The sequence below is a fragment of the Billgrantia ethanolica genome (genome assembly GCF_021404305.1).
In the GTDB taxonomy this organism is placed as follows: Bacteria; Pseudomonadota; Gammaproteobacteria; order Pseudomonadales; family Halomonadaceae; genus Halomonas; species Halomonas ethanolica.
Genome location: NZ_JABFTX010000001.1, coordinates 191,407 through 213,246 on the forward strand (window position 1 = coordinate 191,407; position 21,840 = coordinate 213,246).

The window sequence follows — 21,840 nt, forward strand, 5'->3', positions numbered from 1 at the left end:
AGGTGAGCATGCAAGCGGATGTGGTGGTGATCGGCGCGGGCGCCGCCGGACTGATGTGTGCTCTCACGGCGGGCTACGCCGGGCGGCGTGTGCTGGTACTCGACCATGCCAACAAGCCGGGCAAGAAGATCCTCATGTCGGGCGGCGGGCGCTGCAACTTCACCAATCTGGCCACCGGCCCGGCCAACTTCTTCTCCGCCAATCCTCACTTCTGCATTTCGGCATTGAAGCGCTATCGCCCCGAGCATTTCGTCGAGCTGGTGGAGCGCCACGGCGTGGAGTTCGTGGAGAAAGCGCCGGGCCAGCTGTTCTGCGCTCACTCCGCCAAGGATCTGCTCGACGTGCTGCTCACCGAGTGCGAGTGGGCCGGGGTGGAGCTGCGCTTGAAGACCACCGTGGAGCGCATCGAGAGGGTGGGCGAGGGCATGCGGCTCGCCACTTCGGCGGGCCGCATCGAAGCGGGCGCGGTGGTGATCGCCACCGGCGGGCTCTCGATCCCCACCATGGGTGCCACCGGTTTCGGCTATGACGTTGCCCGCCAATTCGGCCTCGACGTCACGCAGACGCGTCCGGCACTGGTGCCGTTCACCCTGACCTCACAGTGGAAGGCGCGGGCGGCCGACCTGGCCGGGGTGAGCTGCGACGTGGCGGTGAGCGCGATACGTGAAGGCCGGCGTCTGGGGCCGGGGCGGCAGCGATATTATCGCGAGCCGATGCTGTTCACCCACCGTGGCCTCTCCGGCCCCGGCATGCTGCAAATCTCGAGCTACTGGCAGCCCGGCGACGAACTGGAGATCGACCTGCTACCCGGCTTCGACATTGCCGACTCACTGGCCGAGGCGCGCCAGGCGGCACCGCGGCGTCAGCTTTCCACCTGGCTGGGCGAGCGCCTGCCGCGCCGTCTGGCCCAGGCGCTGGTGGAGTGGCACGGCGAAGACCCCACCCTGGCCGAGCTCTCCAACTCCCGCATCGAGGCCTGGCAGGCCCGCCTGGGGGCCTGGCGGCTCAAGCCCGCAGGAACCGAGGGCTGGCGTACCGCCGAGGTGACCTTGGGCGGCGTGGACACCACGGCGATCTCATCGAAGGACTTCAGCGTCGAGGGACTGCCGCAGCTGCGCTTCATCGGCGAAGTGCTCGACGTGACCGGCGAGCTCGGCGGTTACAACTTCCAGTGGGCCTGGGCCTCGGGCGTGGCCTGTGGGGGCTCTCTGTAGTAATTGAAGGGAACGCGACAAAACCTTACCTAACGTAACCGGTGGCCTGGGGCAGCCTTGCTACGCTGGTTAAAACTGTTCGTCTGGATGGTTTGTCACGGATGTGGCTCGTCACAGGAGTGCGCCATGCCCCCCTTAGCTCATGAGTTGGCCTCCCCCCAGCAATTGGATACGCCCGATACCCTGCACACCAAGGAGTGGCTGAGACGCTACCAGCGCATACGTCAGGCCTCGGAGCGGCTGTGCGAGCCGCTGTGTACCGAGGACTACGTGATCCAGAGCATGGATGACGTCAGCCCGCCGAAGTGGCATCTCGCCCACGTCACCTGGTTCTTCGAAGCGTTCATTCTCGTTCCCTTCCAGCCCCGCTACCGATCCCTCGACCCCATCTACGATCACCTCTTCAATTCCTATTACGAAACCCACGGCGTGCCCTTCCCGCGGCCGAGTCGCGGTACGCTGTCGCGCCCCACGGTGGCCGAGGTGTACCGCTTCCGCGCTCATGTCGATGCGGCCATGGCGGAGCTGCTCGAGTCGCCTCCACCCGAGCATGCCGAGCAGATCGTCCGCCGCGTCGAGCTGGGGCTGCACCATGAGCAGCAGCATCAGGAGCTGCTGCTCATGGACATCAAGCACATCCTGGCCCAGAACCCGCTGTGCCCGGCCTACCGCGACGACCTGGCGCTACCGACGGAAGAGCTCCCGGGCGATCTGGCCTGGCTAGAGCATGCCGCCGGCATTCGCGAGCTCGGCCACGACCTGCAAACCGGCTTCGCCTATGACAACGAAGGGCCAGTGCATCGGCAGTTTCTCGAGGCGTTCCAACTGGCCAATCGCCCGGTGACCAATGCCGAGTTCCTGGCCTTCATCGAAGACGGCGGCTATACCCGCCCGGCGCTGTGGCTCTCCGATGGCTGGCAGCAGGTCGGCCAGGCCGGCTGGCAGGCGCCGCTGTATTGGGTGAAGCGCGAAGATGGCTGGTACCACTACACCCTGGGCGGACTGCTGCCGGTCGACCCGCAGGCGCCGGTGGTGCACGTGAGCTTCTTCGAGGCCGATGCCTATGCGCGTTGGGCCGGGGCGCGGCTGCCGAGCGAGGCGGAGTGGGAGGTGGCGGCCCGGGACGCATCCATGGGCGGCAATTTCGTCGAGAGCGACCACCTGCAGCCGTTGGCCGCCGCGGCGCGGGGCAGTGCCGCGGCTCAGCTGTTCGGCGACGTATGGGAATGGACCGGCAGCGCCTACCGGCCCTATCCGGGATTTCGGGCGCTGCCCGGCACCCTGGGCGAGTACAACGGCAAGTTCATGTCGGGACAGATGGTGCTGCGTGGGGGCTGCTGCGCCACGCCGAGCGATCACATTCGCCCGACCTACCGCAACTTCTTCCCACCCCACGCCCGCTGGGCGTTCTCCGGTTTCCGCCTGGCCAGGGAGGCATGACATGGACCCGTTCGTCACTTTTCACGACCAGCACTCACCGGCGGCGGCGGGTTCGCTGAGCCAGGAGCTGATGGTGGGGCTTGCCGCCACGCCGAAATACACCTCGCCCAAGTTCTTCTACGATCGCCGCGGCTCGGAGCTGTTCGACGCCATCTGCGAGCAGCCCGAGTACTATCCCACCCGCACGGAAGAGGCGATTCTGCGTGCTGCTGCGAGCGAGATCGCCGAGGCCGTGGGGCGCGACGCGACCCTGATCGAGCTGGGCAGCGGCGCTAGCCGCAAGGTGCGGCTACTGCTCGAGGCGCTGCATCCGGCCTGCTATCTGGGCGTGGACATTTCACGGGACTTTCTGCTCGACAGCACGCGCCGCCTGGCCACCGACTACCCCTGGCTGGAGGTGCATGCGGCCTGCGCCGATTTCTCGCAGCCGATGTGCTGGCCCGAGGGGCTGTCGGGAGAGCGTCCGGTGGCGTTCTTTCCCGGCTCGAGCATCGGTAACTTCACCCCCGCAGAGGCCGAGGCGTTCCTGGTGGGGCTGGCGCAGCTGCTCCCACCCGGCGGTGGGCTGTTGATCGGTGTCGACCTGATCAAGGATCGGGCGATACTTAACGCCGCCTACAACGATGCTGCCGGCATCACGGCGGCCTTCAACCTCAATTTACTGGAGCGGCTGCGCCGTGATTTCGAGGCCGAGGTGGAGCCGTCGCGGTTTCACCATCTCGCTTTCTACAATGAAGTCGAATCGCGCATCGAAATGCATCTGGTGAGTCGCTGCGACCAGGCCATTCGCTTGGCCGAGGAGCGTTTCTTCTTCGCCGAGGGCGAGAGCCTTCACACCGAAAATTCCTACAAGTACAGCGTGGCCGGATTTGTCGAGCTGGCGGGGCGCGCCGGGTTCGAGCCGTGTGCGCATTGGACCGATCGCGATGCGCTATTCTGCATCCACTATCTGGAGCGGGCGGCCTGATGGCGTCACCCGTAAACCGGGCTATGCTGCAAGCAGAACCATGCTGGAAGCCGAGGGCCACCCATGACCATGATCGCGATACAGGACTCTTCCCGGTCCGAAGCCTCTGCATTTGCCGATCTCGTCGTCGACGAGGCCGTGCGTCAGGCCGAGGAGCGCGGCTGGCAGGCGGTGCGGCTCTCGGATGTGGCACGCAACCTGGAGCTGCCGATGTCAGTGGTGCTGGAACGCTTTCGCGACATGGATGCCGTCGCGAATGCGTGGTTCCAGCGGGGCTGGCGCGCCATGCTGGCGGAAAAGCCGGAAACCTTCGACGACTGGCCGGAGCGGGTGCGTATCGAGCATTGTCTGCAGGCCTGGTTCGATACCTTCGCCGCCCATCGCCAGGTCACCGTGCAGATGCTCCGGACTAAGGCGCATCTGCCGCATCCCCACACCTGGGTGCCGCTGGTGTTCGACCTGTCACGCACCGTTCAGTGGCTGCGCGAGGCAGCTCGCCTGGAAGCCCGTTACGGCACGCGTCGCGCTCAGCTGGAAGAGGTCGCCCTCACCAGCCTGTTCGTGGCGGCGCTGGCGGTGTGGGCGAGGGATACCAGCGAAGGGCAGCGCAAGACACGCCACTTCATCGACAAGCGCCTGAAGCGTGGCGAGAGCTGGATGCGATGGGTGCCGAGTGGGGTCAAGCGCCCACACAAGGCCGAAGCTCAGCTTTAAGCCGTCTGTCAAAGCCTAATCCGCCTTTCGAAGCCTAAGCCGCCCTTCGAAGCCCTATTCCGTCTGACTAATCTTAGGCGCTCAGCGAACCCGCTCCAGCAGGTGCCTTGCCCGATGCAGCAGCAGGGCGCCGGCAGCGATTTGCCTGGTCAGCCGAACGAGCATACGAGGATGACGCAAGCCAGCGACCAGCAGGGCGCCCCCGGCCAGATAAGCCGCTCCCCGGTAGTGCTTGATGAAGGGCTTGAGACTCTCCAGCTGCTGCCAGCCGGCATTGAGCCCCAGGGTGCCGTGCTTCCAGCGCTCCGCTTCCACCAGCAGGTCGATACGCTGCCGTTCGATGGCAGCGATGAGTTCGGCCTTGCGCTGGGCACGGCTCGCGGCAGCGGGTATTGAGGCGTCAACGTTGCGGCGTGTCACGCGGCTCCTCCATCAGGTGACGGTCCAGCGCGAGCTGAGCCAGTGTCTCCTTGAGCAGAGTATGGCGGCGCGCCAGGCGCATGCCCCAGAGTGCCATGCCGATGCCGCTACCCAGCAGCACCAGAGCGCTGATGCCGATGGCGGCCAGGCGGTGGGTGTCCCAGAACAGTACCACCACCAGCAGGGTCAGCATGCCCAGGCCCAGCAGCAGCAGCAGCAGGCTGAGCCCGAGCATCAGCAGCAGCGTGACGAGGCGGGCGCGCTCCTCTTCGAGTTCGAGAACGGCGAGGCGCAAACGCGTCTCGCCCGTCGCCACCAGATTGGCCAGAATTCGCTTGGCGATGCTGAACAGGCGTTGCGCCGGTCCTTCGCTTGCAGCCATCAACGGCGTCCGATGAGCATGCCGATGACGACGCCCACCGCAGCGCCGATGCCGATGCTGGTCCAGGGATTCTCGTGCACGTAGCGGTCGCAGGCGTCGGCCTGCTGGTGCATGGTGTCGCGTGCTTCGCCATAGAGCCGCTCACCGCGGGCTTCGAGTCGGTCGCGGGTGTCCTTCAGCCGCTGTTCGGCGCGCTCGCGCAGTTCCTTGATGTTGCTGCGGGAATCGTCGGCGGTGGCGTGCACCAGCTCCTCGATGGTGCGGGTGAGCTGGTGCAGGTCTTCCTTGAGTTGCCGAGTGGTTTCATCGGTATGCGGGGTGCGCGTTGCCATGACAGTCTTCCTCTGACGATGAATGACAGCCTCAGCATAGCACTCGCTGATATGAGATCAACGCTGCTCCTGTGGCAAGTCAGCGCACGCCACCGGCGCCGGTGAACAGCGGATTGACGCTGAAGCCGACGCTGATGCGTTGGTTGCGGTGGTCATAGTCGATCATGCTCTCGCCGTACCCGTAGAAGTACTGGACATGGCCGCGGATGTTGCCGAACAGGGGCCAGGAGTAGTCTACCTGGGTGCCCATGTTGCCGGGGCTGGGGTTGCCGCGCACCATGATGCTGGCCTCCTGGTCGCCGTTGAAACGGCGCGCCACGGTCACGTCGCCATAGCCCCAGTAGCGGTCGATGTCGGGATTGTCGTCGTCACCGTCGGATTCGGGAATGCGCCAGTGGGGTGCCACTGCCACTGCCCAGTCGCCGCGTTGAAAGATGCTCTCCAGGTAGATGCGGTTCCAGCTTCGCGAAAGCGGCATCGAGCGTCCGTTGGAGAGGTGATTGAAGGCCACCCGGTTGCGCGTGTTGGTCCAACCCAGGAAGCGCGAGGTGTTGTCGAAATCGATGAACACCTCAGGCTCGTAGTTGGTCTCGCGGAAGGGCGAGGAGGCATCGGTGTTGTAGGCCTGCCACCAACTGCGCTGGGTGTAGGCGAAGTAGAGATCCCCGGTGGTGCCCAGGATGTCTTCGAGTAGGTTGACCTTGGCGCTGAACTGGAACTTCACCTCGAGATCGTTGGGGCTGCCGTCGGCATAGACGTCGCGAAAGGCCACCTGGTTGGGATGCGTGGTATAACTCAGGGGAAACAGGTAATTTCGCCGGTGCATGGTAATGGCCAGCGGGTTGCGCGTCGATTCCCGCTCCAGCTGACGGCGCTGGGCGATCTCTTCCAGCACGGGGTCATCCACCTCGGCATAGAGGGGGTCGTCCTCTGGTGGCAGGGCGTCGAGCTGAAGCCGCAATGCCTCCAGCTCGCCGCTCAACGCTTCGATGCGAGATTCGAGCGCTTGTCGCTGGGCATCGGCCTCGCCCATGGCGGAGGTGGGCAGCAGCCCTAGCACGGCGGCGCTGGCGAAAAGAAGGGAACGGATGGTCATGGAGGAACTCGAAGCGAGGCATTGAGCTTCCGTTTCTACCATGTCGCCTTGGCAAGTCAACTGCTGGCGCCGCTATTGTCATGTTATTGCACCAGTTGAGCCTCGTTCTGACGAGGGTCGCTGCTACGAGGAATTTCGTGAACGTCACGCTTTACTCCGCTGCCGGTATCTTCCGACGTGCCAGCCAGGCGCTGTGTCTACTGATCTGCTGTTGGATTCTGTTGATTACATCGGCGTTGGCGGAAGATGCCCTGCCCGAGCGCCAGGCAGTGGAAGAGCGCCTGGTCGAGCTGCGTCCCGAAGAGGGAGAGAGCCTGAGCGAGGCCGAGCAGCGCGATGTCGAGGCCCTCGAGGCGACGCTGCGTGCCCTGGAACAGCTGCAAGGGATCGAGGAGCGGATCGAGGGGCTGGAGCAGCGGCTCGAAAGTGCGCCCGCCGAGCTGCTGCGCCTGGAGCGGGAACTGCTGCAGGAAGAGGAGGCTGAGCTCGACCGCTCGATTGCCGAGCTCGACGACACGCCGCTGGATGAGCTGGAGTACCGCCAGCAGGAATCAGTGTTCGAGCTGCAGCAGCTGCAGGATCGCCTGGCCGACGTCAACTCCCAGTTGCTGGCGGCCCAGACGCTGCCGGAGCGGGCCCAGCAGGCCATAGCCGAGGCGATGCAGACGGCCGAGCGCACCCGCCGCGCCCTGGATGCGCTGGAGGCGCAGGGTGTCGGTGAGGACTCGCCCCGGCTGTGGCAGCTGCAGGTGGAGCGACGGCTTGCCGAGCGCACGCTCAGGCTGCGTCAGCGTGAGCTGGGCAGCAATACCCGGCTGCGGGAGCTGACCCAGCAGCGCCGCGACCTGATCACCCAACAGGTTGCGCGCAAGGAGTCCGAGCTGGCCCTGCTGCAGGGGGTGATCGACCGCCAGCGGCGCATCGCCTCGGAGCAGGCGATTGCCGATGCCGCTCGCGACGACCCCCTGCTCGAAGCCGGACACCCGGTGCTGGAGCGTGCTCAGAACGTCAACCGTGAGCTCAGCCTCGAACTGCTGCGGGCCAACGATCGTCACAACGGCCTGGTACGCGAGAGCCTGGCCATACGCAGTCAGCTCGATCACGTGCGTCAGCTACAGCGCAGCTTGAATGAACAGATAGAAGCCATTCGCGGCAGCCTGTTGCTGTCGCGCATTCTGCGCGAGCAGCGCCGCTCGCTGCCCCAGGTCGACCCCGGGCGCAGCCTGCAGGATGAAATCGCCGACCTGCGCCTGCGCCAGTTCGACTTGGTACGCCAGCGCGACGCCTTGCGCCAGAGCGAGCGTCTGGCCAATCAGCGTCTGGAAGAGGCCGGTGTCGAGGTCACTCAGGGGCTGGTGGAATCCTTGCAGGGGCTCTACCACTCGCGCCGTCAGCTCGTCGATCAGCTCGAACAGACCTACGGCAGCCTGCTGAGTGCGGCCATCGAGCTGCAGCTCAATCAGCAGCAGCTGCTGGAAACCACCCGTGAGCTGCGTACCACCATCGATGAGCAGCTGTTCTGGATCGCCAATACCCGACCTCTGGACCTGGCCTGGTTCCGCCAGCTTCCGGCGAACGTGGCCGACGAGTTGCAGCGCGGTGAATGGCGCGGCGTGCTGCCGGTGCACTGGCGTATGCCGGGAGTCGACGCCCTGTCCGGTGCGCCGCTGGTCCTCGTGGCGGTGCTGCTGCTGGGGCTGCGCCGCCGCATTCAGCGTCGCCTGGCCATGCTGCACGAGCAGATCGGCCGCCTGCGCAGCGATTCCCAGGCCCACACGCCCCAGGCGGTCGGCCTCAACGCTCTGCTGGCGCTTCCCGGCCCACTGACGCTGGCCGGCATCGGCATTTCGCTATCGACCATCGGTTCGGGCATCGCCTCGGGCCTGGGGCAGGCATTCCTGCATCTGGCGCTGGCCTGGGGCTTCATTGCCTGGTCACGACGGCTGCTGGTACGCGATGGCGTGGCGACCAAGCACTTCTACTGGCCTTCGGGCTACGTGGCGCGGCTGCGCTGGTTGCTGGGCTGGGTCGTGGTGGCCCTGGTGCCGGTACTGCTGATCTCTTCCCTGGCGCTGGATGGCGAGATCGATCTGTCGTCGCGGCCCATTGCTCTGTTGCTGCTGATTACCGGCCTGTTGGCCATGAGTGTGCTGCTGGCAAGGCTGATCATGGCCCACACCCCGTTCTTCGGCGTCAAGCTGTTCCGCCTGGTGCTGGGGCTGCTCATGGCTGGTGTGCCGCTGGTGCTGGCGGGACTGATCGTATCGGGCTACGAATATACCGCCCTGAGCCTGATCGGGCGCTTCGTCATCACGCTCTATCTGCTGGCGATGTGGATCCTGGTCGAAGCCACAGTGGTGCGCGGCTTGGCGGTAGCGGCGCGCCGGCTGGCGTTCAAGCGTGCGTTGATGCGTCGCCGCGCCCAGGCTCAGGAGGGCGCCGAAGGGGGGCTTGAAGTGGTGGAGGAGCCGCCGCTGGACATGGAGCAGATCAACCAGCAGTCGCTGCGTCTCTCCAAGCTGATTCTGTTGCTCGGCTTCGCCGTGTTGCTTTATCTGGTGTGGTCCGATCTGCTGACGGTGCTGGGCTACCTCGATGACGTGGCGGTCTGGGAAGCTGGCGAAGGCGTAGGTAATGAGCTCGTCACCAGTGCGCTTTCGGTCGCCGACATCTTCGCCGCGCTCCTGATAGTCGTGCTGACCCTGGTGATGGCGCGCAACCTGCCGGGCCTGCTCGAGGTGATGGTACTGTCGCGGCTGGAGCTCAAGCAGGGCAGCGCCTACGCCATTTCGGCGCTGCTCTCCTACACCATCGTCGGTACCGGGCTAGTGGTGGCGCTGGCCACCCTGGGCGTGGCCTGGAGCCAGCTGCAGTGGCTGGTGGCAGCGCTGGGCGTGGGGCTGGGCTTCGGTTTGCAGGAGATCTTCGCCAACTTCGTCTCGGGTCTGATCATCCTGTTTGAGCGGCCGGTGCGTATCGGCGACACCATCACCCTGGGCAACCTCACCGGTACGGTGAGCCGGATTCGCATTCGTGCCACCACGGTGACCGACTTCGACCGCAAGGAAATCATCATTCCCAACAAGACCTTCGTCACCGATCAGCTGATCAACTGGTCGCTGTCGGACACCATCACCCGCGTGGTGCTGGGCTACCGTGTTTCCTACGGTTCCGATCAGGTGCTGGTGCATCGGTTGCTTTACCAGGCGGCCGAGGAGAACCCCCGGGTGCTGGGCGATCCCGAACCCCAGGTATTCTTCATGGACTATGGCGAGAGTACCCTCAACTTCGAGCTACGGGTCTTCGTCAACGCGTTGGGCGATCGGCTTTACGCCACCGATGAGCTCAACTGCCGGGTGGGTGAACTGTTTGCCGAAAACGGCATCAGCATTGCCTTCAACCAGCTCGAGGTGTGGTTGCACCGGGAGGATGGCGAAGAGAGAAAAGTCAAAAGTGTATCGCCCAAGTCCAGTAGGGTGTCTCGTCATCCGCCGCCCGGCGCGGGGGGCGACCCAGGCGATATCGATATCGGCGGCAGCGACGGCGGGGATGGCGGACGCTGAGCAACGCCGTCACTGCTTGACGGCGTGTAGCAGGAACTCGCGGTTACCGTCGCCGCCGGCCAGCGGGCTCTCCTGCCAGTGGCGAACGTCGAGCCCGTGCTCGGCGCAGCAGGCGCGAACGGTGGCTTCCACCTCGCCGTAGCGGGCCGGGTCGGAGACGATGCCGCGTGAATTGACCCCGCCCGGGCCCACCTCGAACTGCGGCTTGACCAGACTCAGCAGTTCGCCGCCGGGGCGCAGCAGTCGGGCGATCTCGGGCAGGATCAGCGTCTGCGAAATGAACGAGACGTCCATCACGACGATATCGGGGGCCGCGGCGCTCTGAGCGGCGAGGGCGTCGTGCAGGCGCGCCTCGCCGCTCATGGCCCGCGCATTGAGCCCCTCCAGGCAGGTCACGCGAGGTTCGCCACGCAGCTCCGGGTCTAGCTGGCCGTGGCCCACTTCGATACCGATAACATGGCGCGCACCGAAGGCCAGGGCACAGTCGGTGAAGCCGCCGGTGGACTGCCCCACGTCGAGCACCACTCGGCCCGACAGCTCGAGTCCCAGCGCTGCGACCAGTGCCTCCAGCTTCAGCCCCGCCCGTGAGACGTAGCGCTCCTCGGGGTCTTCGGTCACCGCCAGACGCACCCCTTCGGGCAGCTTCTCACCGGGCTTGCTGAGTATTTTTCCGCTCTCCGCCAGGCTGACCCGGCCATGGCGGATCAGCCGCTGGGCGCGGGTTCGCGAGCGGGCCAGGCCCTGGGAAACGAGCAGCTGATCGAGGCGGGGCATGCAATAGTTCCTCATGCAGCAAGAGTGGCAGCCAGAAGCGGGGCCGCCATTATGGCATAATCGTTTAGTTAGCCAGTTAACAGAAGGGAGCTGCGTGGAGCGAAGCGAAGGGAGGGCACTGGCCAGGTCGCTGGCCATCGGGGCGCTGGGTGGGCTGATTTTCCACCTCATCGGCATGCCGCTGGCATGGATGCTGGGGCCGCTGACGGCCAATCTGATCATGTCGGCGAAGGGCGGCGACGTGCGCGTGCCCGAACCGCTGCGCGAGGCCTTTATCGGCGTGCTCGGCCTGGTGCTGGGCAGTCAGGTGACGCCACAGCTGGCCCAGCGGGTGCTCGACTGGCCGCTTTCCGCGGCGCTGCTGCTGCTCGGCGTGGCCGCTTCCACGGCAGTGGCCGCCGCCTGGTACCGGCGCTGCGGCTTCGATTCGATGAGCGCCTGGTTCTCCTCGGCGCCCGGCGCGATGACGGCGATGATCCTGATGGGGGAGAAGTGCGGCGGCGATCCGCGGCGTATCGCCATCGCCCAGTCGCTGCGTATCGTGCTGGTGATCATGATCCTGCCGCCGCTGTTCTGGGCCTACGAAGGTGGCGCAGCGCCCCAGGCGGCGGAGATCGAGAACGGCTTTGCCTCCGCCTGGATGCTGCTGGCTCTGCCGCTGCTGTTTCCCCTGGGGCGTTGGCTGCGCCTGCCCAGTTACACGCTGCTCGCACCGCTGCTCTTCGCCGGTCTGCTCTCCGGCTTCGACATTGCCAGCCTGCGCCTGCCGGACTGGGGTATGAATGTCATGCTGTGGGTGCTCGGCTGTGCCATCGGCTCGCGTTTTCGCGGGCTCTCTTCCGCCAGGCTGGGACGCTATCTGTTCGAAGCCTTCATTGCCACGCTGCTGGCGCTGGCGGTGCTGGCAGGCTTCGCCGAACTGATCCACCGCTTGGTCGGCGTGCCCCGCGACGTGGCGCTGCTGGCGCTGGCCCCCGGCGGTATCGGCGAGATGGCGATACTCGCCGTGGCGCTGGATCTCGACCCCGTCTTCGTCGCCTTTCATCACCTGCTGCGCATGGTGGCGCTGATGCTCTTCGCGCCGTTCTGGGCGCGCTGGTTGATGCGTACACGTTGAATTTCAATATCATGATACCCATTCAGCAACTTCACAGGGACGCTCCATCCAATGAGCAGGAACGAATGAATGCTTGAGCAGGCGCTGGTGCAGTTACTGCTGTTGCTTGGTGCAACGGTATTGGTCGTGCTGGTCTTTCAGCGCTTCAGGATCCCACCTAGCCTGGGATATTTGCTAGTCGGCGTGATGCTGGGCGCCCACACGGCCGGCCCGGTAATCGACAACGACTACATCGACGTCATCGCCGAGTTCGGCATCGTGTTTCTGCTCTTCACCATCGGCCTCAGCTTTTCCCTGCCGCAAATCTATGCGCTGCGCCATACCATTCTCGGGTTGGGTACGGCACAGGTGGCGTTGACTACCCTGGTAGTGTCAATGATCGCCTGGTGGCTGGGGTTGCCCGGGCCGGCGGCGTTCGTCGTCGGAGCGGTGTTCGCCCAGTCATCGACCTCCATCATCACCAAGCAGTTGCTGGAGCAGGGTGAGAGTCAGGCGCGACATGGGCGGCTCGGCACTACCATGTCGGTCTTCCAGGATATTACTGCCGTTCCTTTCGTGGTGATCATCCCGGTGTTGGGTGTAGCTGCCATGCATGAGGTGGCAGGGGCGCTAGGGATGGCTCTGGCCAAGGCCTTCCTCGCGTTCGTTATCGTGCTGCTGTCGGGAAGGTATCTGCTGCGTCCTCTGTTTCACCTGGTAGCCGAACGGCGCTCGGCGGAGCTGTTCACCCTCACGGTGTTGTTCGTCTCTCTGGTATCCGCCTGGACCACCAAGACGCTCGGGCTGTCCATGGCGTTCGGCGCCTTTCTTGCCGGCATGGTGCTCGGTGACACGGAGTTCCGCCATCAGGTCGAGTCCACCATTCGTCCGTTCCGCGACGTATTGCTTGGGCTCTTCTTCGTCAGTATTGGCATGCTGGTCGAGCCCGCGCTTTTGCCCGATATCTGGCTCGAAGCGCTGCTGGGAGCGGTGGGGCTGCTGGGCATAAAGGTGGTGCTGATCACGCTGATCGTACGTTTCTCGGGGGTCGATCCCCAGACGGCGTTTCGTACCGGGCTGGTGCTGGCCGTTGGCGGTGAGTTCGGCTTCGCGCTGTTGGCCATTGGCCTGGATGGCAACGTCATCGCCAGTCGGCCGGCGCAGATCGTGCTCAACGCCGTGCTGTTCTCGATGATCCTGGCGCCACTGCTGATTCGCTTCAATCAACCTTTGGCACTATGGGCATTCGGCCGCTCACGAGGCCGAGCGAAACCGGCTGGCGACGTACCGACGCCGTCCGAGCCAACCGAGAGCCAGGGCCATGTGGTGATTTGCGGCTTTGGCCGTACCGGCCAAACGGTGAGCCGTTTTCTCGAAAGCGAAGGCTTCGACTACCTGGCGCTGGATATGGACCCGGCCATCGTGAGGGAGGCGCGGCTGGCGGGGCAGCAGGTGTTCTATGGCGACTCATCGGACCTGACGGTGCTGGAAAACGTCGGTGTGGAGCGGGCGGCGCTACTGGTCATCAGCCACGACGACAGGCCGGCGGCGCTGGCGACGCTGCGCAATGCCAAGCGCCTGAATCCCGAGCTGGCGGCAGTGGTTCGTACCCGGGACCAGCAGCATGTGGAGGAGCTGCGTAAGGCAGGTGCCACCGAGGTCATACCCGAGACACTGGAAGCGAGCATGCTGCTGACTTCCCACGCGCTGCAGTCGCTGGGCGTGCCTCTGTACCGGGTGGCGCTGCGATTGCAGGAGCAGCGCAGCAGCCACTACCGCATGCTCAGGGAGCTGTTTCGCGGTACGCTGGACAGTATCAAACCGGAGGCATCGGAGCAGGAGCGATTGCATTCGGTGCTGATGTCCGAGGGCTCACCGGCAATTGGCCAGAGCCTTTCGGAGCTGGATACCGAGCGGGACGATGTCTCCGTCACGGCGCTGGTTCGTGATGACAAGCGTGAGCGCTACCCAGGCGCTGCCACCGAAGTCCAGACCAACGACGTGCTGGTACTGTTGGGCTCGCAGGACAATCTCGAGCGGGTGGAACGGCGCCTCACCGGCTCCGGCCAGCCACCCGAGTAGCGCTCAGTCGAACGGGTGCTCCTTGCTCAGGGCCTTGATGTGTTCCGTCAGCCCCAGCGCCTTGGACACCTTGATTTCCAGCGCAATGCCCGTGTCGAGACTCTCGTCGAGCTTGCCCGCCGTGCTCACGGCGTTCAGTACATCCTCTGAACGGCGGGCTTCCACCAGAATGAGAATCACGCTGCGAGACGCCATGAATTCCAGGCCGAAGAAGGTCAACTGTGGCTTGAGCCCCTGGCCTTGGGCGTTGTTGATGATGGTAGCCCCGGTGGCGCCTGCTTCCCGTGCGGCAGTCAGCACGGTATCGGTCCTGTCCTGGTCGACGAAAACCATCAATAACTTGAAATCCATTCGAACTCCCTCGAAGCGAGCCTCACATTGAGATACTGCCATTCTGGCAGAGCCCCGAGTCATTGTCCTGATGCGGGTCAAGTACCTGGGTTCGGGTGTCCGCTATCAGCCTGCAGATCGGCGGCGGGTACCCGGTTCGCCCCCCAACTGCGATGAACGTAGCCGGTGACCCGGTTGAGCTCTTCCTGGGTGACGTTGGCCAGCTCGCCGCGCTCCAGCGGATCGTAGTGGAAGATGTAGAGCCGCGAGGCGAACTGCTCGAAGGGCAGGGAGGCTTCGCCGAAGCGCTCGCCGTTGCCTGCCGTACTGACCCTGACGCCATCGCCCCAGTCCTGGCCGCTGTCGTTGTTGGGATTGAAGAAGTAGACCCGCATCACGTCCGTGGGATCGAGGGAGACGCGCAGGATGGTGATGGCGTGCCAACCGATGAAGCGCGCCGCGCTATCGGTCACGGCGATGCCCGCCGGCTGCGGGTGGATGAGGGGCTGATTGCCGTTGTAGTAGGGGTGATAGCTGGCGTAGAAGTGGCGCAAAAAGACGTCCAGCTCATGCAGCTGGCCGCTGGCCACGTCCACGTTGATACGAAAGCCGCGCCCCGACCACCAACCGTGGAACTCCGGATTGACCCAACGGTGCGGGTCGCCTTCGCGGCCGATGCAGCGCCGGCCCATCTCGGCATAGATGCGGTCCAGGTGCGGCACCACGATCAGCGACACCGGATCGAGATCCATCGGCAGGCTCTGTGCCACGCCACCACTGCTCTCCATCGAGGAGATCGGCTGGCCTTCGAAGTGCATCACGATCTCGTCGTCGCGGGCGGCCCAGGCCACCATCTGCAGCAGGTAGTCGGGATCGTTGTAAGCCCACATGGAGAGTGCCCTGGCCGACTGACAGGTCGGGTTGTTGCCCTGACCTACGCCCAGCGGCAGCCCCAGCATGCACAACACCCCCTCGAGCAGGCGGGCACGCGGCGAGACCGCATCGCCGTATGCCAGGTTGAGGCGCGCCTGGGACCACTCGGAGAGCGGCAGCCCTAACTGGCGCCACATGGCGGGCGCCACGGGGGGCTGATAGAGAATGCCGCGCTCCAGCATCAACGCCAGGCCGTATACCGCCTGGGGCGTGGCCGGGTGCACCGCACTGCGGATCAGCGCGTGAGCCAACTCGCGGTAGCACAGCAGGCAGTCGCGGCCGGTGGAGGAGAGCCCCAGGGCCTCGGTGATGAGATGGTCGCCGTGGTCGAGCAGGTGGCGCAGCAGCACCGGGTGGTAGGGCGACACCAGCCCGGTGTCGTGCATGGCGCGGGCGAAGCCGGTGGCTTCTCCCTGCAGGGCGGCGTTGTCCATACTGGCCAGACGCTGGCGATAGACCTCGAGGCCGGGGTCTTCGCGGCAGGCGCGAGTGGGGCCATACAGCGAACTCACCAGGCGGTCGGCGCCCTGGCCGCTGGTACCGAGATCGATGGCCGGATCGGCCTGGCAGATGGCGATCTGGGTGATCATCTGCTTGACCGCCTCCACCTGGATCGGGCGCTGCTGCAGGACTCGCCAGATCTCCTCGATCAGCTGATCGATGATGTGCTCGTAGCCGATACGCTCGGCAAGGTGATGGAACAGATAGCGTGGAATCCGCGCCAGTCGTCCCTGGGTTTCCCGCTCCGCCTCGCTGGGGGAACTGAACAGCAGCCAGAGGTTGAGCGCCATCACCTGGGTCAGGTAGTGGTGGGCCTGCTCGCCGGACACCAGCGAATGCAGATAGTCGCCCTTGGCCACCGCCAGCAGACGCAGCTCGCTCAAGGCCTCGATCACCACCGTGTTGGCGTCGGGGCTCTTGAGCGAGTAGGTGGTGAGGGAAGGGAGCAGATACTGCGGCGTGGCCCAGTCGGAGCCGAGAAACACGCCGGCCTCTTCCAATGCCCTGGCGCGTACCTCCAGGGCGGCGGCGCCACCGGGATGGAGCAGCACGCGACGTGCCGTATCCAGCACCCGGGGAAGTTTGCCCGGCTTGGCGAAGTCGCGGGCTTCGCCGAGCATGGCGGCTGCCTCGTCGAGGTTGGCCAGTAGTCTGAGCAGCTTCTCCTCGTCCGCTGGCGGGGTGCCCTCGTGCATGTGCCCGTTAGTGGTCACGCCGACTCCTTGTGATCGAGCTGTCGCACCATCACGCCCTGATCAAATGTAGAAATCAAGCTCTTCCTGGTGCTTGAGCAGATCCCGCAGGCGCTCCGGATCGTCGCCCTTGAAGTAGATCAGCCCCCAGTGCGTGCCGAAAGCGGTGCGCTTGGTCACGGTTTCCTCCATGGGCGGCGTGAGTTCGTGGGATTCGAAGTAGGGGTCGTCTTCCACCTCTTCGGGGATCTCCAGGCGGCTGACCACGCGACGCCGTGGATAGACGCCGAAGCAGCCGGCATAGCACTTGGCATCCTCGACCTCGCGAGGGAAGAAGGCGGCGACCTCTTCGGCGCTGCTCTTGGGGTCGAACACCAGCATGCTGGCCTGGTAGGCATTGAAGCCGTAGACCCGCTCGAGCAGCTCGAACACCTTGAAGCCCGGTGGGCGATAGGCCACCTCGCCGAAGTACATCTCGCCGTCGCTGGTGACGAAATACTCTGGATGGATCAGGCCGAAATCGATGTCGAAGGCCTTGATCAGCTTTTCGATCTGAGCGGTGATCTGGGGCCGGTAGCGTTCCAGTTCCGGCGAGGCGGGCACGAAGACCGAGTAGCCCAGGGTGACGTATTCCGAGATGTTGAGAAAGGCGATCTTGCCGTCATGGATCCACGCCTCCACGGCAAATTCCCAGCCGTCCAGGTGCGACTCCATCAGCACCGGAAACTCTTCATCGGGAATGGTATCGACCTCGTCGGGGGTGCGTATCACCCGATGCCCCAGGCAGCCGGCCTTGTCGAAGGCCTTGAGATGAATGGGGTCGTTGGGGTCGCCGTCCAGCTTGAGCAGGGTCTGGTTGACGCGCTTGAGAAAGCGGATGACGTCGCCCTTGTCGTGGGCCTCCTCGAAGATCCCCACGCGAATGCCGCCAAGCTGGGCGCGGCGTTTCATCAGCGCCTTGTCGCGCAGCAGCAGCGATTGGCCGTATAGCCGCGGGTTGTCGAGTAATACCGAGTTGATGGCGCCGGCCCATTCGACGGTTTCCTCGAACAGGGGGATCGCCACGTCCACTCCCATTTCCTTCAAGGTCTCGGCAATTTCCAGCGAGCGGTCGTTGAGGCGCTCGAAATTCCATGACACATGGGGGATATCGTGTTTCTGGCAGTACTCTTCCGCCCATTCCGGCGCTACCACGATGTAGCGACGGTCGAAGTTCTCGGCAGCCTCGACGGCATTCAGGCTCCAGCCGAGCAATGCAATGTAGCCCTTGTCGGGATTCTTCTTCATGGGGCGTCTCCTCCGGTGTGTGTGCCTCTCCTCATCGTCTCCCTTGCCCTTTCACCCTAGCCGATTTGGCTCCGCCTTACAGCCCGGGCCGTCGCTCATGCCTGCCTCGAGCGACGGTCCTTGCTCGCCTCCGGTGCCGCTGGTATAGTGCACGCGCACTCGGCAAGCCATTGATGCACGCCGGGTTCGATGCCTCGAAGGCATCGTGTCGTGGTGGCCCCGTCGGTCCTCCCGCAACGCTAAACCGCAAACCCCGCCAGGCCCGGAAGGGAGCAACGGTAGTGGTGGTCGCGTGTGCCGGGATGTGGCTGTCGGGGCTGCCTCCATTTCGGCCTCTTGTTTTCTTTTCGTCTTGTGTATCTCCGCGCAGCACGCTTCGATGTTAGACCTTGGTCGATATCGACTTTGGTGTTAATATGCAGCGCAGCAAAACGTTTGCGAGAGGATGTGCACCATGCAGATCGACGCCACGCCCAACGCTGGTATTCAGCGCAGCCTGCGCCAGTGCCTGTCGAACGCTGCCTTTCTGCTCTACCAGCAGGGTCACGTGCTGGAGACCATCACCATCCCCTTCCGTGGACTCGATAGCCGCGCGCTGCGCCAGATGCGCGAAGCCTCCCAGGAGTGGCCGGCCTGCCAGCGGGTACTCGAGAGCAGCGAGGCCGCCATCTACAACGAACACGGTCGCTTCGTGCTGAGCGCCATGGGCCGCGAGCTGCTGTTCGACATGTTCGGTGAGGGTGCGGCGGACTGCGCCTGAGCTCGGCAGCAAAGAGCACTTTCACGAATGCACAACGAACGGGGAGGCCAATGGCCTCCCCGCTGCGTTGTGCAGGTGCGTCGAGGGTTCAGAAGTGTGCGTGTGCCACTGCCTGGCTTTCGAGGTGCTTGCGCAAAAAGTTGCGGGTTCGTTCCTGGTCGGGATTCGTGAACAGGCGGTCCGGGGTGCTCTGTTCGACCACGACGCCGTCATCCATGAACATGGCCCAGTCGGACACGTCGCGTGCGAACGCCATCTCATGGGTAACGATGAGCATGGTCATGTGCTCCTCCGCAAGCCGCTTCATGACCAGGTTAACCTCCTCCACCAGTTCGGGGTCCAAGGCTGAGGTCGCCTCGTCGAACAGCATGACCTTGGGCCGCATGGCCAGGGCGCGGGCGATGGCCACGCGCTGCTTCTGCCCGCCCGAGAGGGAGCTGGGATAGACCGAGGCCTTGTCCGCCAACCCGACTCGCTCCAGGAGCTCCATGCCCAATTCACGGGCGCTGCCCGCCGACATGCCCTTCAACTTTCTCGGCGCAAGCGTGACGTTGTCCAGCGTCGAAAGGTGGGGAAACAGATTGAAGTGCTGGAACACCATGCCCATGTTCTGGCGAATATGATTGATATGCCGCTCGAAGGCGAGACCCTTCAGATCCGGCCGGTTGACCTGCACGCCATCCAGCAGGATGCTGCCCTCATCGATCACTTCCAGGTAGTTGATGGATCGCAATAGCGTGCTCTTCCCCGACCCCGACGGGCCGATGATGGAGATGATCTTGCCGCGCTCTACCTTGAGGTCGATACCCTTGAGCACCTCGAGGTCACCGAACCGTTTCTTGACGCCCTTGAGCTCCACCATGGGAGTGTCTTTCGTTGCAGTTGTCATGTCAGGTCCTCTTTATTTGCGGGCGGCGGCACGGCGCTCCACCCACGACTGTCCGGTTTCCATCAGAATGTTGATCAGGTAATAAATGGCCGCGATGGTGATATAGAACTCGAAGGGGCGGAAGGTCACGCTAATGGCGTATTGCGACAGGTAGACCAGCTCGGCGATACCGATGGCGGAGAGCACCGAGATATCCTTGACCATGATGATCATGTTGTTGCCGAGCTGGGGAATGGCGCGATAGAACGCCTGCGGCAAGATGATGTAGAAGATCGTGGCCAGATGACCGAAGCCCAGCGAGCGCGAGGCCTCGTATTGCCCGTTCGAGACCGACTTGATGGTGGCGATGAAGATATCGGCATTGTAGGCCATGTAGTGAAAGCCCAGCCCGAGAACGCCTACTGCAATGGCCGGTATCAGGACCCACTGCCCGAGCCCGAAGTACAGGAAGTAGAGCTGGAGCAGCAGTGGGGTGGTCATGAACAGCCAGATCAGGAAGCGCAGCGGCCAGTTCACGGCCTTTCTCGTGTAGAGGGAGATCACGGCGACGATCTGACCGCCCAGGATCGACAGGAGGGCGACCACCACACCAATCAGAAGTGTGGCGCCTATGCCTTTTATCAGGGTGGGAAAGTAGGTGATGACGGGGCTGAAATCGAATTCCATGGTGTCTTACTCGGTTGTTCCATTGTCAGGTGGCGCTATCGATAACCCGGTTCCATAGCGAGCCATTCGGGCCTCTATAAATAGGTGTATCGGGTGGCGCGACGATAGAGGAACTCGACGATGCCCATCACCGCATAGATGATGACGATGTACATCAGAGCGCTCAGGGTGAAGACTTCCAGGGGCTTGTAGGTAGAGCCGATCAGGCGCTGTGCCTGGTAGGTCAGTTCGACCACCGAGATAATGGAAACCAGCGAGGAATTCTTGACCAGGATGATGGCGAGCACGCCGATGGAGCGAATCATCAATCCGGCCGATTGAGGCAGGATGATGTGCTGTAGCGTGGCGAGGCGGCCGAATCCCAGCGATCGTGATGCCTCGTTTTGCCCGCTGTCTACCGATTCGATGGCGCCGCGAATGGCCTCGCTCATGTAAGCGCCGATATTGAAGGCGCCGACCACCACACCGCAGGTGAATGGATCGAGACGCAGGCCGAGCGCAGGTCCGCCATAGAAGACCAGCAGCAGTTGGACGAAGTACGGAGTGCCGCGAACGACACTGATGTAGGCGCGAGCCAGCCAGCGAATGGGGACATGACGTGAGGTCCGTAGTGCCACCAGTGCCGAGGCGATGAAGAAACCGAAGAACAGGGCTCGAGCCGAAATGTCGATGGTTATCCAGGCCGCTTTCATCAGCAGCGGCGTGATTTCCATCATCAGATTGATGTCCATGGTCCCCTTGACCTTTTATTGTGATAGGAACTATGTGGGCCAGCAGGGCTCGCGCCCTGCTGCGTCAAGAGCCTTCAGTCGAACTCGACCCCTTCGCCGATCCACTTGTCGACGATTGCCTGGTAGGTGCCATCTGCCTTGATCTCCGCCAGTGCCGTATTGAGGGCTTCCTTCAGCTCCGGCGTGTTCTTCTGCACCGCAATGGCGGCTGGCCAACTGGGCAGCTCACCCACGTCCACCTGCTTGATGGGCAGGTCTTGCTCGTTGAGCGCCACGTAGACAGGGATGTCGTCGGCGATCATGACGTCGATGCGTCCCGTGGTGAGCGCGTTGAGCATGTCGGGCAGACCCTGGAAGGTCTGGTTGCGCCAATTTCCGTTGCCATGCTCGGTCGCCCACTGATTGCCCGTCTCGCCCAGGGTGGAGCCGACCCGCTTGCCGGCGAAGTCATCGATGCTGTGGACGTCGTCGGTGCCCTCCTGCACCCAGATGGAAAGCCCCGAACTGTAGTAGCTGTCGGTGAAGTCCACGGCGCGTTCGCGCTCTTCGGTAACGCTCATGCTGCAGATGCAAGCGTCGAAGCGGCCACCGGCGAGGGCAGCGACGATACCGTTCCAGGGGGAGGTTTGGATATTGACCTCGACCCCCATCCTATCGGCCAGGGCTTCGGCGATATCGACATCGAAGCCGACCAGATTGCCTGCCGTATCGACATAGCTGAAAGGCGGGTAGGCACCGGAATTGGCAACCTGGAAGACGTCATCCTCGATCGCGGGCAGATCTCGCGCCTGTGCCGGCAAGCTGGCCAGGGAAATGGCGCCGAGCAATGTCATGGCCGCGAATAACGGACGGTACAGCGGTTTGTTGTGATTCTTCATGTTGATTCCTGCTCATTGTTAGTGTGTTGGTAGGGTGTTACGACGCGACCCGTGTCGCGACATGCCGCATGGATGCCTCGCGCTCTCCCGGCA

Annotated in this window: 20 protein-coding genes and 1 other RNA gene; 9 read left to right on the plus strand and 12 right to left on the minus strand. The window is 63.9% G+C overall.

What is annotated here, in order from left to right:
- Positions 1 to 8 precede the first annotated feature (8 nt).
- From HOP53_RS00880 to HOP53_RS00895, 4 genes are all read left to right on the plus strand, one after another.
- On the plus strand, positions 9 to 1,214 hold the full coding sequence (locus tag HOP53_RS00880) for a BaiN/RdsA family NAD(P)/FAD-dependent oxidoreductase (protein WP_234268186.1): 1,206 nt from the start codon (positions 9 to 11) through the stop codon (positions 1,212 to 1,214).
- A gap of 126 nt (positions 1,215 to 1,340) precedes the next feature.
- Positions 1,341 to 2,654, plus strand: coding sequence for an ergothioneine biosynthesis protein EgtB (gene egtB / locus HOP53_RS00885; protein WP_234268187.1), 1,314 nt, complete (start codon positions 1,341 to 1,343; stop codon positions 2,652 to 2,654).
- Position 2,655: 1 nt separating this feature from the next.
- Complete coding sequence (gene egtD / locus HOP53_RS00890) at positions 2,656 to 3,621, plus strand: L-histidine N(alpha)-methyltransferase (RefSeq protein WP_234254189.1); 966 nt, start codon at positions 2,656 to 2,658, stop codon at positions 3,619 to 3,621.
- A 63-nt stretch (positions 3,622 to 3,684) separates the two neighbouring features.
- Positions 3,685 to 4,335 carry a ubiquinone biosynthesis protein COQ9 gene (locus HOP53_RS00895; RefSeq protein ID WP_234268192.1) on the plus strand — a complete coding sequence of 217 codons (651 nt, stop codon included), beginning with the start codon at positions 3,685 to 3,687 and terminating at the stop codon, positions 4,333 to 4,335.
- An 81-nt stretch (positions 4,336 to 4,416) separates the two neighbouring features.
- On the opposite strand, the gene HOP53_RS00900 is transcribed toward HOP53_RS00895, so the two are convergent.
- From HOP53_RS00900 to HOP53_RS00915, 4 genes are all read right to left on the minus strand, one after another.
- Positions 4,417 to 4,755, minus strand: coding sequence for a YqjK family protein (locus HOP53_RS00900; RefSeq protein ID WP_010627871.1), 339 nt, complete (start codon positions 4,753 to 4,755; stop codon positions 4,417 to 4,419).
- Positions 4,736 to 5,137 carry a phage holin family protein gene (locus tag HOP53_RS00905; protein WP_010627872.1) on the minus strand — a complete coding sequence of 134 codons (402 nt, stop codon included), beginning with the start codon at positions 5,135 to 5,137 and terminating at the stop codon, positions 4,736 to 4,738. Before HOP53_RS00905 ends, HOP53_RS00900 begins: the two co-directional genes overlap by 20 nt.
- The gene (locus tag HOP53_RS00910) at positions 5,137 to 5,469 is read right to left on the minus strand and encodes an ElaB/YgaM/YqjD family protein (protein WP_010627873.1); all 333 of its coding nucleotides are present in this window, start codon (positions 5,467 to 5,469) and stop codon (positions 5,137 to 5,139) included. The genes HOP53_RS00905 and HOP53_RS00910 overlap by 1 nt, the downstream gene beginning before the upstream one ends.
- A 79-nt stretch (positions 5,470 to 5,548) precedes the next feature.
- On the minus strand, positions 5,549 to 6,565 hold the full coding sequence (locus HOP53_RS00915) for a phospholipase A (protein ID WP_234268193.1): 1,017 nt from the start codon (positions 6,563 to 6,565) through the stop codon (positions 5,549 to 5,551).
- A gap of 137 nt (positions 6,566 to 6,702) precedes the next feature.
- Between HOP53_RS00915 and mscK the strand changes: the two genes are divergently transcribed.
- A complete protein-coding gene (gene mscK, locus HOP53_RS00920) occupies positions 6,703 to 10,128 on the plus strand; it encodes a mechanosensitive channel MscK (RefSeq protein WP_234259699.1) in 3,426 nt (1,141 codons plus the stop codon).
- Positions 10,129 to 10,137: 9 nt separating this feature from the next.
- Here the strand turns inward: mscK and HOP53_RS00925 are convergent, their stop codons facing one another.
- A complete protein-coding gene (locus HOP53_RS00925) occupies positions 10,138 to 10,902 on the minus strand; it encodes a TlyA family RNA methyltransferase (protein ID WP_234268195.1) in 765 nt (254 codons plus the stop codon).
- 94 nt (positions 10,903 to 10,996) lie between these two features.
- Here HOP53_RS00925 and HOP53_RS00930 point away from each other — a divergent pair, with 94 nt between their 5' ends.
- Together HOP53_RS00930 and HOP53_RS00935 are read left to right on the plus strand one after the other, a co-directional pair.
- Positions 10,997 to 12,019: an AbrB family transcriptional regulator gene (locus HOP53_RS00930; protein ID WP_010627877.1), complete on the plus strand. Its 1,023-nt coding sequence runs from the start codon at positions 10,997 to 10,999 to the stop codon at positions 12,017 to 12,019.
- Positions 12,020 to 12,088: 69 nt separating this feature from the next.
- Positions 12,089 to 14,080 (plus strand): monovalent cation:proton antiporter family protein, encoded by a 1,992-nt coding sequence (locus HOP53_RS00935; RefSeq protein ID WP_010627878.1) that lies wholly within the window; start codon positions 12,089 to 12,091, stop codon positions 14,078 to 14,080.
- A gap of 3 nt (positions 14,081 to 14,083) precedes the next feature.
- On the opposite strand, the gene HOP53_RS00940 is transcribed toward HOP53_RS00935, so the two are convergent.
- The 3 genes from HOP53_RS00940 to HOP53_RS00950 all read right to left on the minus strand — a co-directional run bounded on the left by HOP53_RS00940 (position 14,084) and on the right by HOP53_RS00950 (position 17,823).
- A complete protein-coding gene (locus tag HOP53_RS00940; protein ID WP_234268197.1) occupies positions 14,084 to 14,431 on the minus strand; it encodes a P-II family nitrogen regulator in 348 nt (115 codons plus the stop codon).
- A 77-nt stretch (positions 14,432 to 14,508) separates the two neighbouring features.
- The gene (locus HOP53_RS00945; protein ID WP_010627880.1) at positions 14,509 to 16,557 is read right to left on the minus strand and encodes a transporter permease; all 2,049 of its coding nucleotides are present in this window, start codon (positions 16,555 to 16,557) and stop codon (positions 14,509 to 14,511) included.
- Positions 16,558 to 16,599: 42 nt separating this feature from the next.
- Entirely contained in the window at positions 16,600 to 17,823 is a 1,224-nt protein-coding gene (locus HOP53_RS00950) for an ATP-grasp domain-containing protein (RefSeq protein ID WP_010627881.1), read from the minus strand.
- 220 nt (positions 17,824 to 18,043) lie between these two features.
- On the opposite strand from HOP53_RS00950, the gene ffs reads away from it, so the two are divergent.
- Positions 18,044 to 18,140, plus strand: an RNA gene (gene ffs, locus HOP53_RS00955) — signal recognition particle sRNA small type.
- 137 nt (positions 18,141 to 18,277) lie between these two features.
- Positions 18,278 to 18,583: a hypothetical protein gene (locus tag HOP53_RS00960; protein WP_010627882.1), complete on the plus strand. Its 306-nt coding sequence runs from the start codon at positions 18,278 to 18,280 to the stop codon at positions 18,581 to 18,583.
- A gap of 88 nt (positions 18,584 to 18,671) precedes the next feature.
- On the opposite strand, the gene HOP53_RS00965 is transcribed toward HOP53_RS00960, so the two are convergent.
- From HOP53_RS00965 to HOP53_RS00980, 4 genes are all read right to left on the minus strand, one after another.
- Entirely contained in the window at positions 18,672 to 19,472 is an 801-nt protein-coding gene (locus tag HOP53_RS00965) for an ATP-binding cassette domain-containing protein (protein WP_338073281.1), read from the minus strand.
- Between the two features lie 12 nt (positions 19,473 to 19,484).
- Positions 19,485 to 20,138 carry an amino acid ABC transporter permease gene (locus HOP53_RS00970; protein WP_234268200.1) on the minus strand — a complete coding sequence of 218 codons (654 nt, stop codon included), beginning with the start codon at positions 20,136 to 20,138 and terminating at the stop codon, positions 19,485 to 19,487.
- A 74-nt stretch (positions 20,139 to 20,212) separates the two neighbouring features.
- Positions 20,213 to 20,869 (minus strand): amino acid ABC transporter permease, encoded by a 657-nt coding sequence (locus HOP53_RS00975; protein WP_234268202.1) that lies wholly within the window; start codon positions 20,867 to 20,869, stop codon positions 20,213 to 20,215.
- Between the two features lie 74 nt (positions 20,870 to 20,943).
- Positions 20,944 to 21,747 carry a transporter substrate-binding domain-containing protein gene (locus HOP53_RS00980; protein WP_234268204.1) on the minus strand — a complete coding sequence of 268 codons (804 nt, stop codon included), beginning with the start codon at positions 21,745 to 21,747 and terminating at the stop codon, positions 20,944 to 20,946.
- Between the last annotated feature and the right edge of the window lie 93 nt (positions 21,748 to 21,840).

Excerpts from the sequence above, each read along its gene's own strand:
- HOP53_RS00925 (WP_234268195.1), bottom strand. The coding sequence starts at position 10,902 with ATGCCCCGCCTCGATCAGCTGCTCGTTTCCCAGGGCCTGGCCCGCTCG.
- HOP53_RS00950 (WP_010627881.1), bottom strand. The coding sequence starts at position 17,823 with ATGAAGAAGAATCCCGACAAGGGCTACATTGCATTGCTCGGCTGGAGC.
- egtB (WP_234268187.1), top strand. The coding sequence starts at position 1,341 with ATGCCCCCCTTAGCTCATGAGTTGGCCTCCCCCCAGCAATTGGATACG.
- HOP53_RS00905 (WP_010627872.1), bottom strand. The coding sequence starts at position 5,137 with ATGGCTGCAAGCGAAGGACCGGCGCAACGCCTGTTCAGCATCGCCAAG.
- HOP53_RS00970 (WP_234268200.1), bottom strand. The coding sequence starts at position 20,138 with ATGGAATTCGATTTCAGCCCCGTCATCACCTACTTTCCCACCCTGATA.
- HOP53_RS00980 (WP_234268204.1), bottom strand. The coding sequence starts at position 21,747 with ATGAAGAATCACAACAAACCGCTGTACCGTCCGTTATTCGCGGCCATG.
- HOP53_RS00915 (WP_234268193.1), bottom strand. The coding sequence starts at position 6,565 with ATGACCATCCGTTCCCTTCTTTTCGCCAGCGCCGCCGTGCTAGGGCTG.
- HOP53_RS00965 (WP_338073281.1), bottom strand. The coding sequence starts at position 19,472 with ATGACAACTGCAACGAAAGACACTCCCATGGTGGAGCTCAAGGGCGTC.
- HOP53_RS00910 (WP_010627873.1), bottom strand. The coding sequence starts at position 5,469 with ATGGCAACGCGCACCCCGCATACCGATGAAACCACTCGGCAACTCAAG.
- HOP53_RS00880 (WP_234268186.1), top strand. The coding sequence starts at position 9 with ATGCAAGCGGATGTGGTGGTGATCGGCGCGGGCGCCGCCGGACTGATG.
- egtD (WP_234254189.1), top strand. The coding sequence starts at position 2,656 with ATGGACCCGTTCGTCACTTTTCACGACCAGCACTCACCGGCGGCGGCG.
- HOP53_RS00960 (WP_010627882.1), top strand. The coding sequence starts at position 18,278 with ATGCAGATCGACGCCACGCCCAACGCTGGTATTCAGCGCAGCCTGCGC.
- HOP53_RS00940 (WP_234268197.1), bottom strand. The coding sequence starts at position 14,431 with ATGGATTTCAAGTTATTGATGGTTTTCGTCGACCAGGACAGGACCGAT.
- HOP53_RS00975 (WP_234268202.1), bottom strand. The coding sequence starts at position 20,869 with ATGGACATCAATCTGATGATGGAAATCACGCCGCTGCTGATGAAAGCG.
- HOP53_RS00935 (WP_010627878.1), top strand. The coding sequence starts at position 12,089 with ATGCTTGAGCAGGCGCTGGTGCAGTTACTGCTGTTGCTTGGTGCAACG.
- HOP53_RS00895 (WP_234268192.1), top strand. The coding sequence starts at position 3,685 with ATGACCATGATCGCGATACAGGACTCTTCCCGGTCCGAAGCCTCTGCA.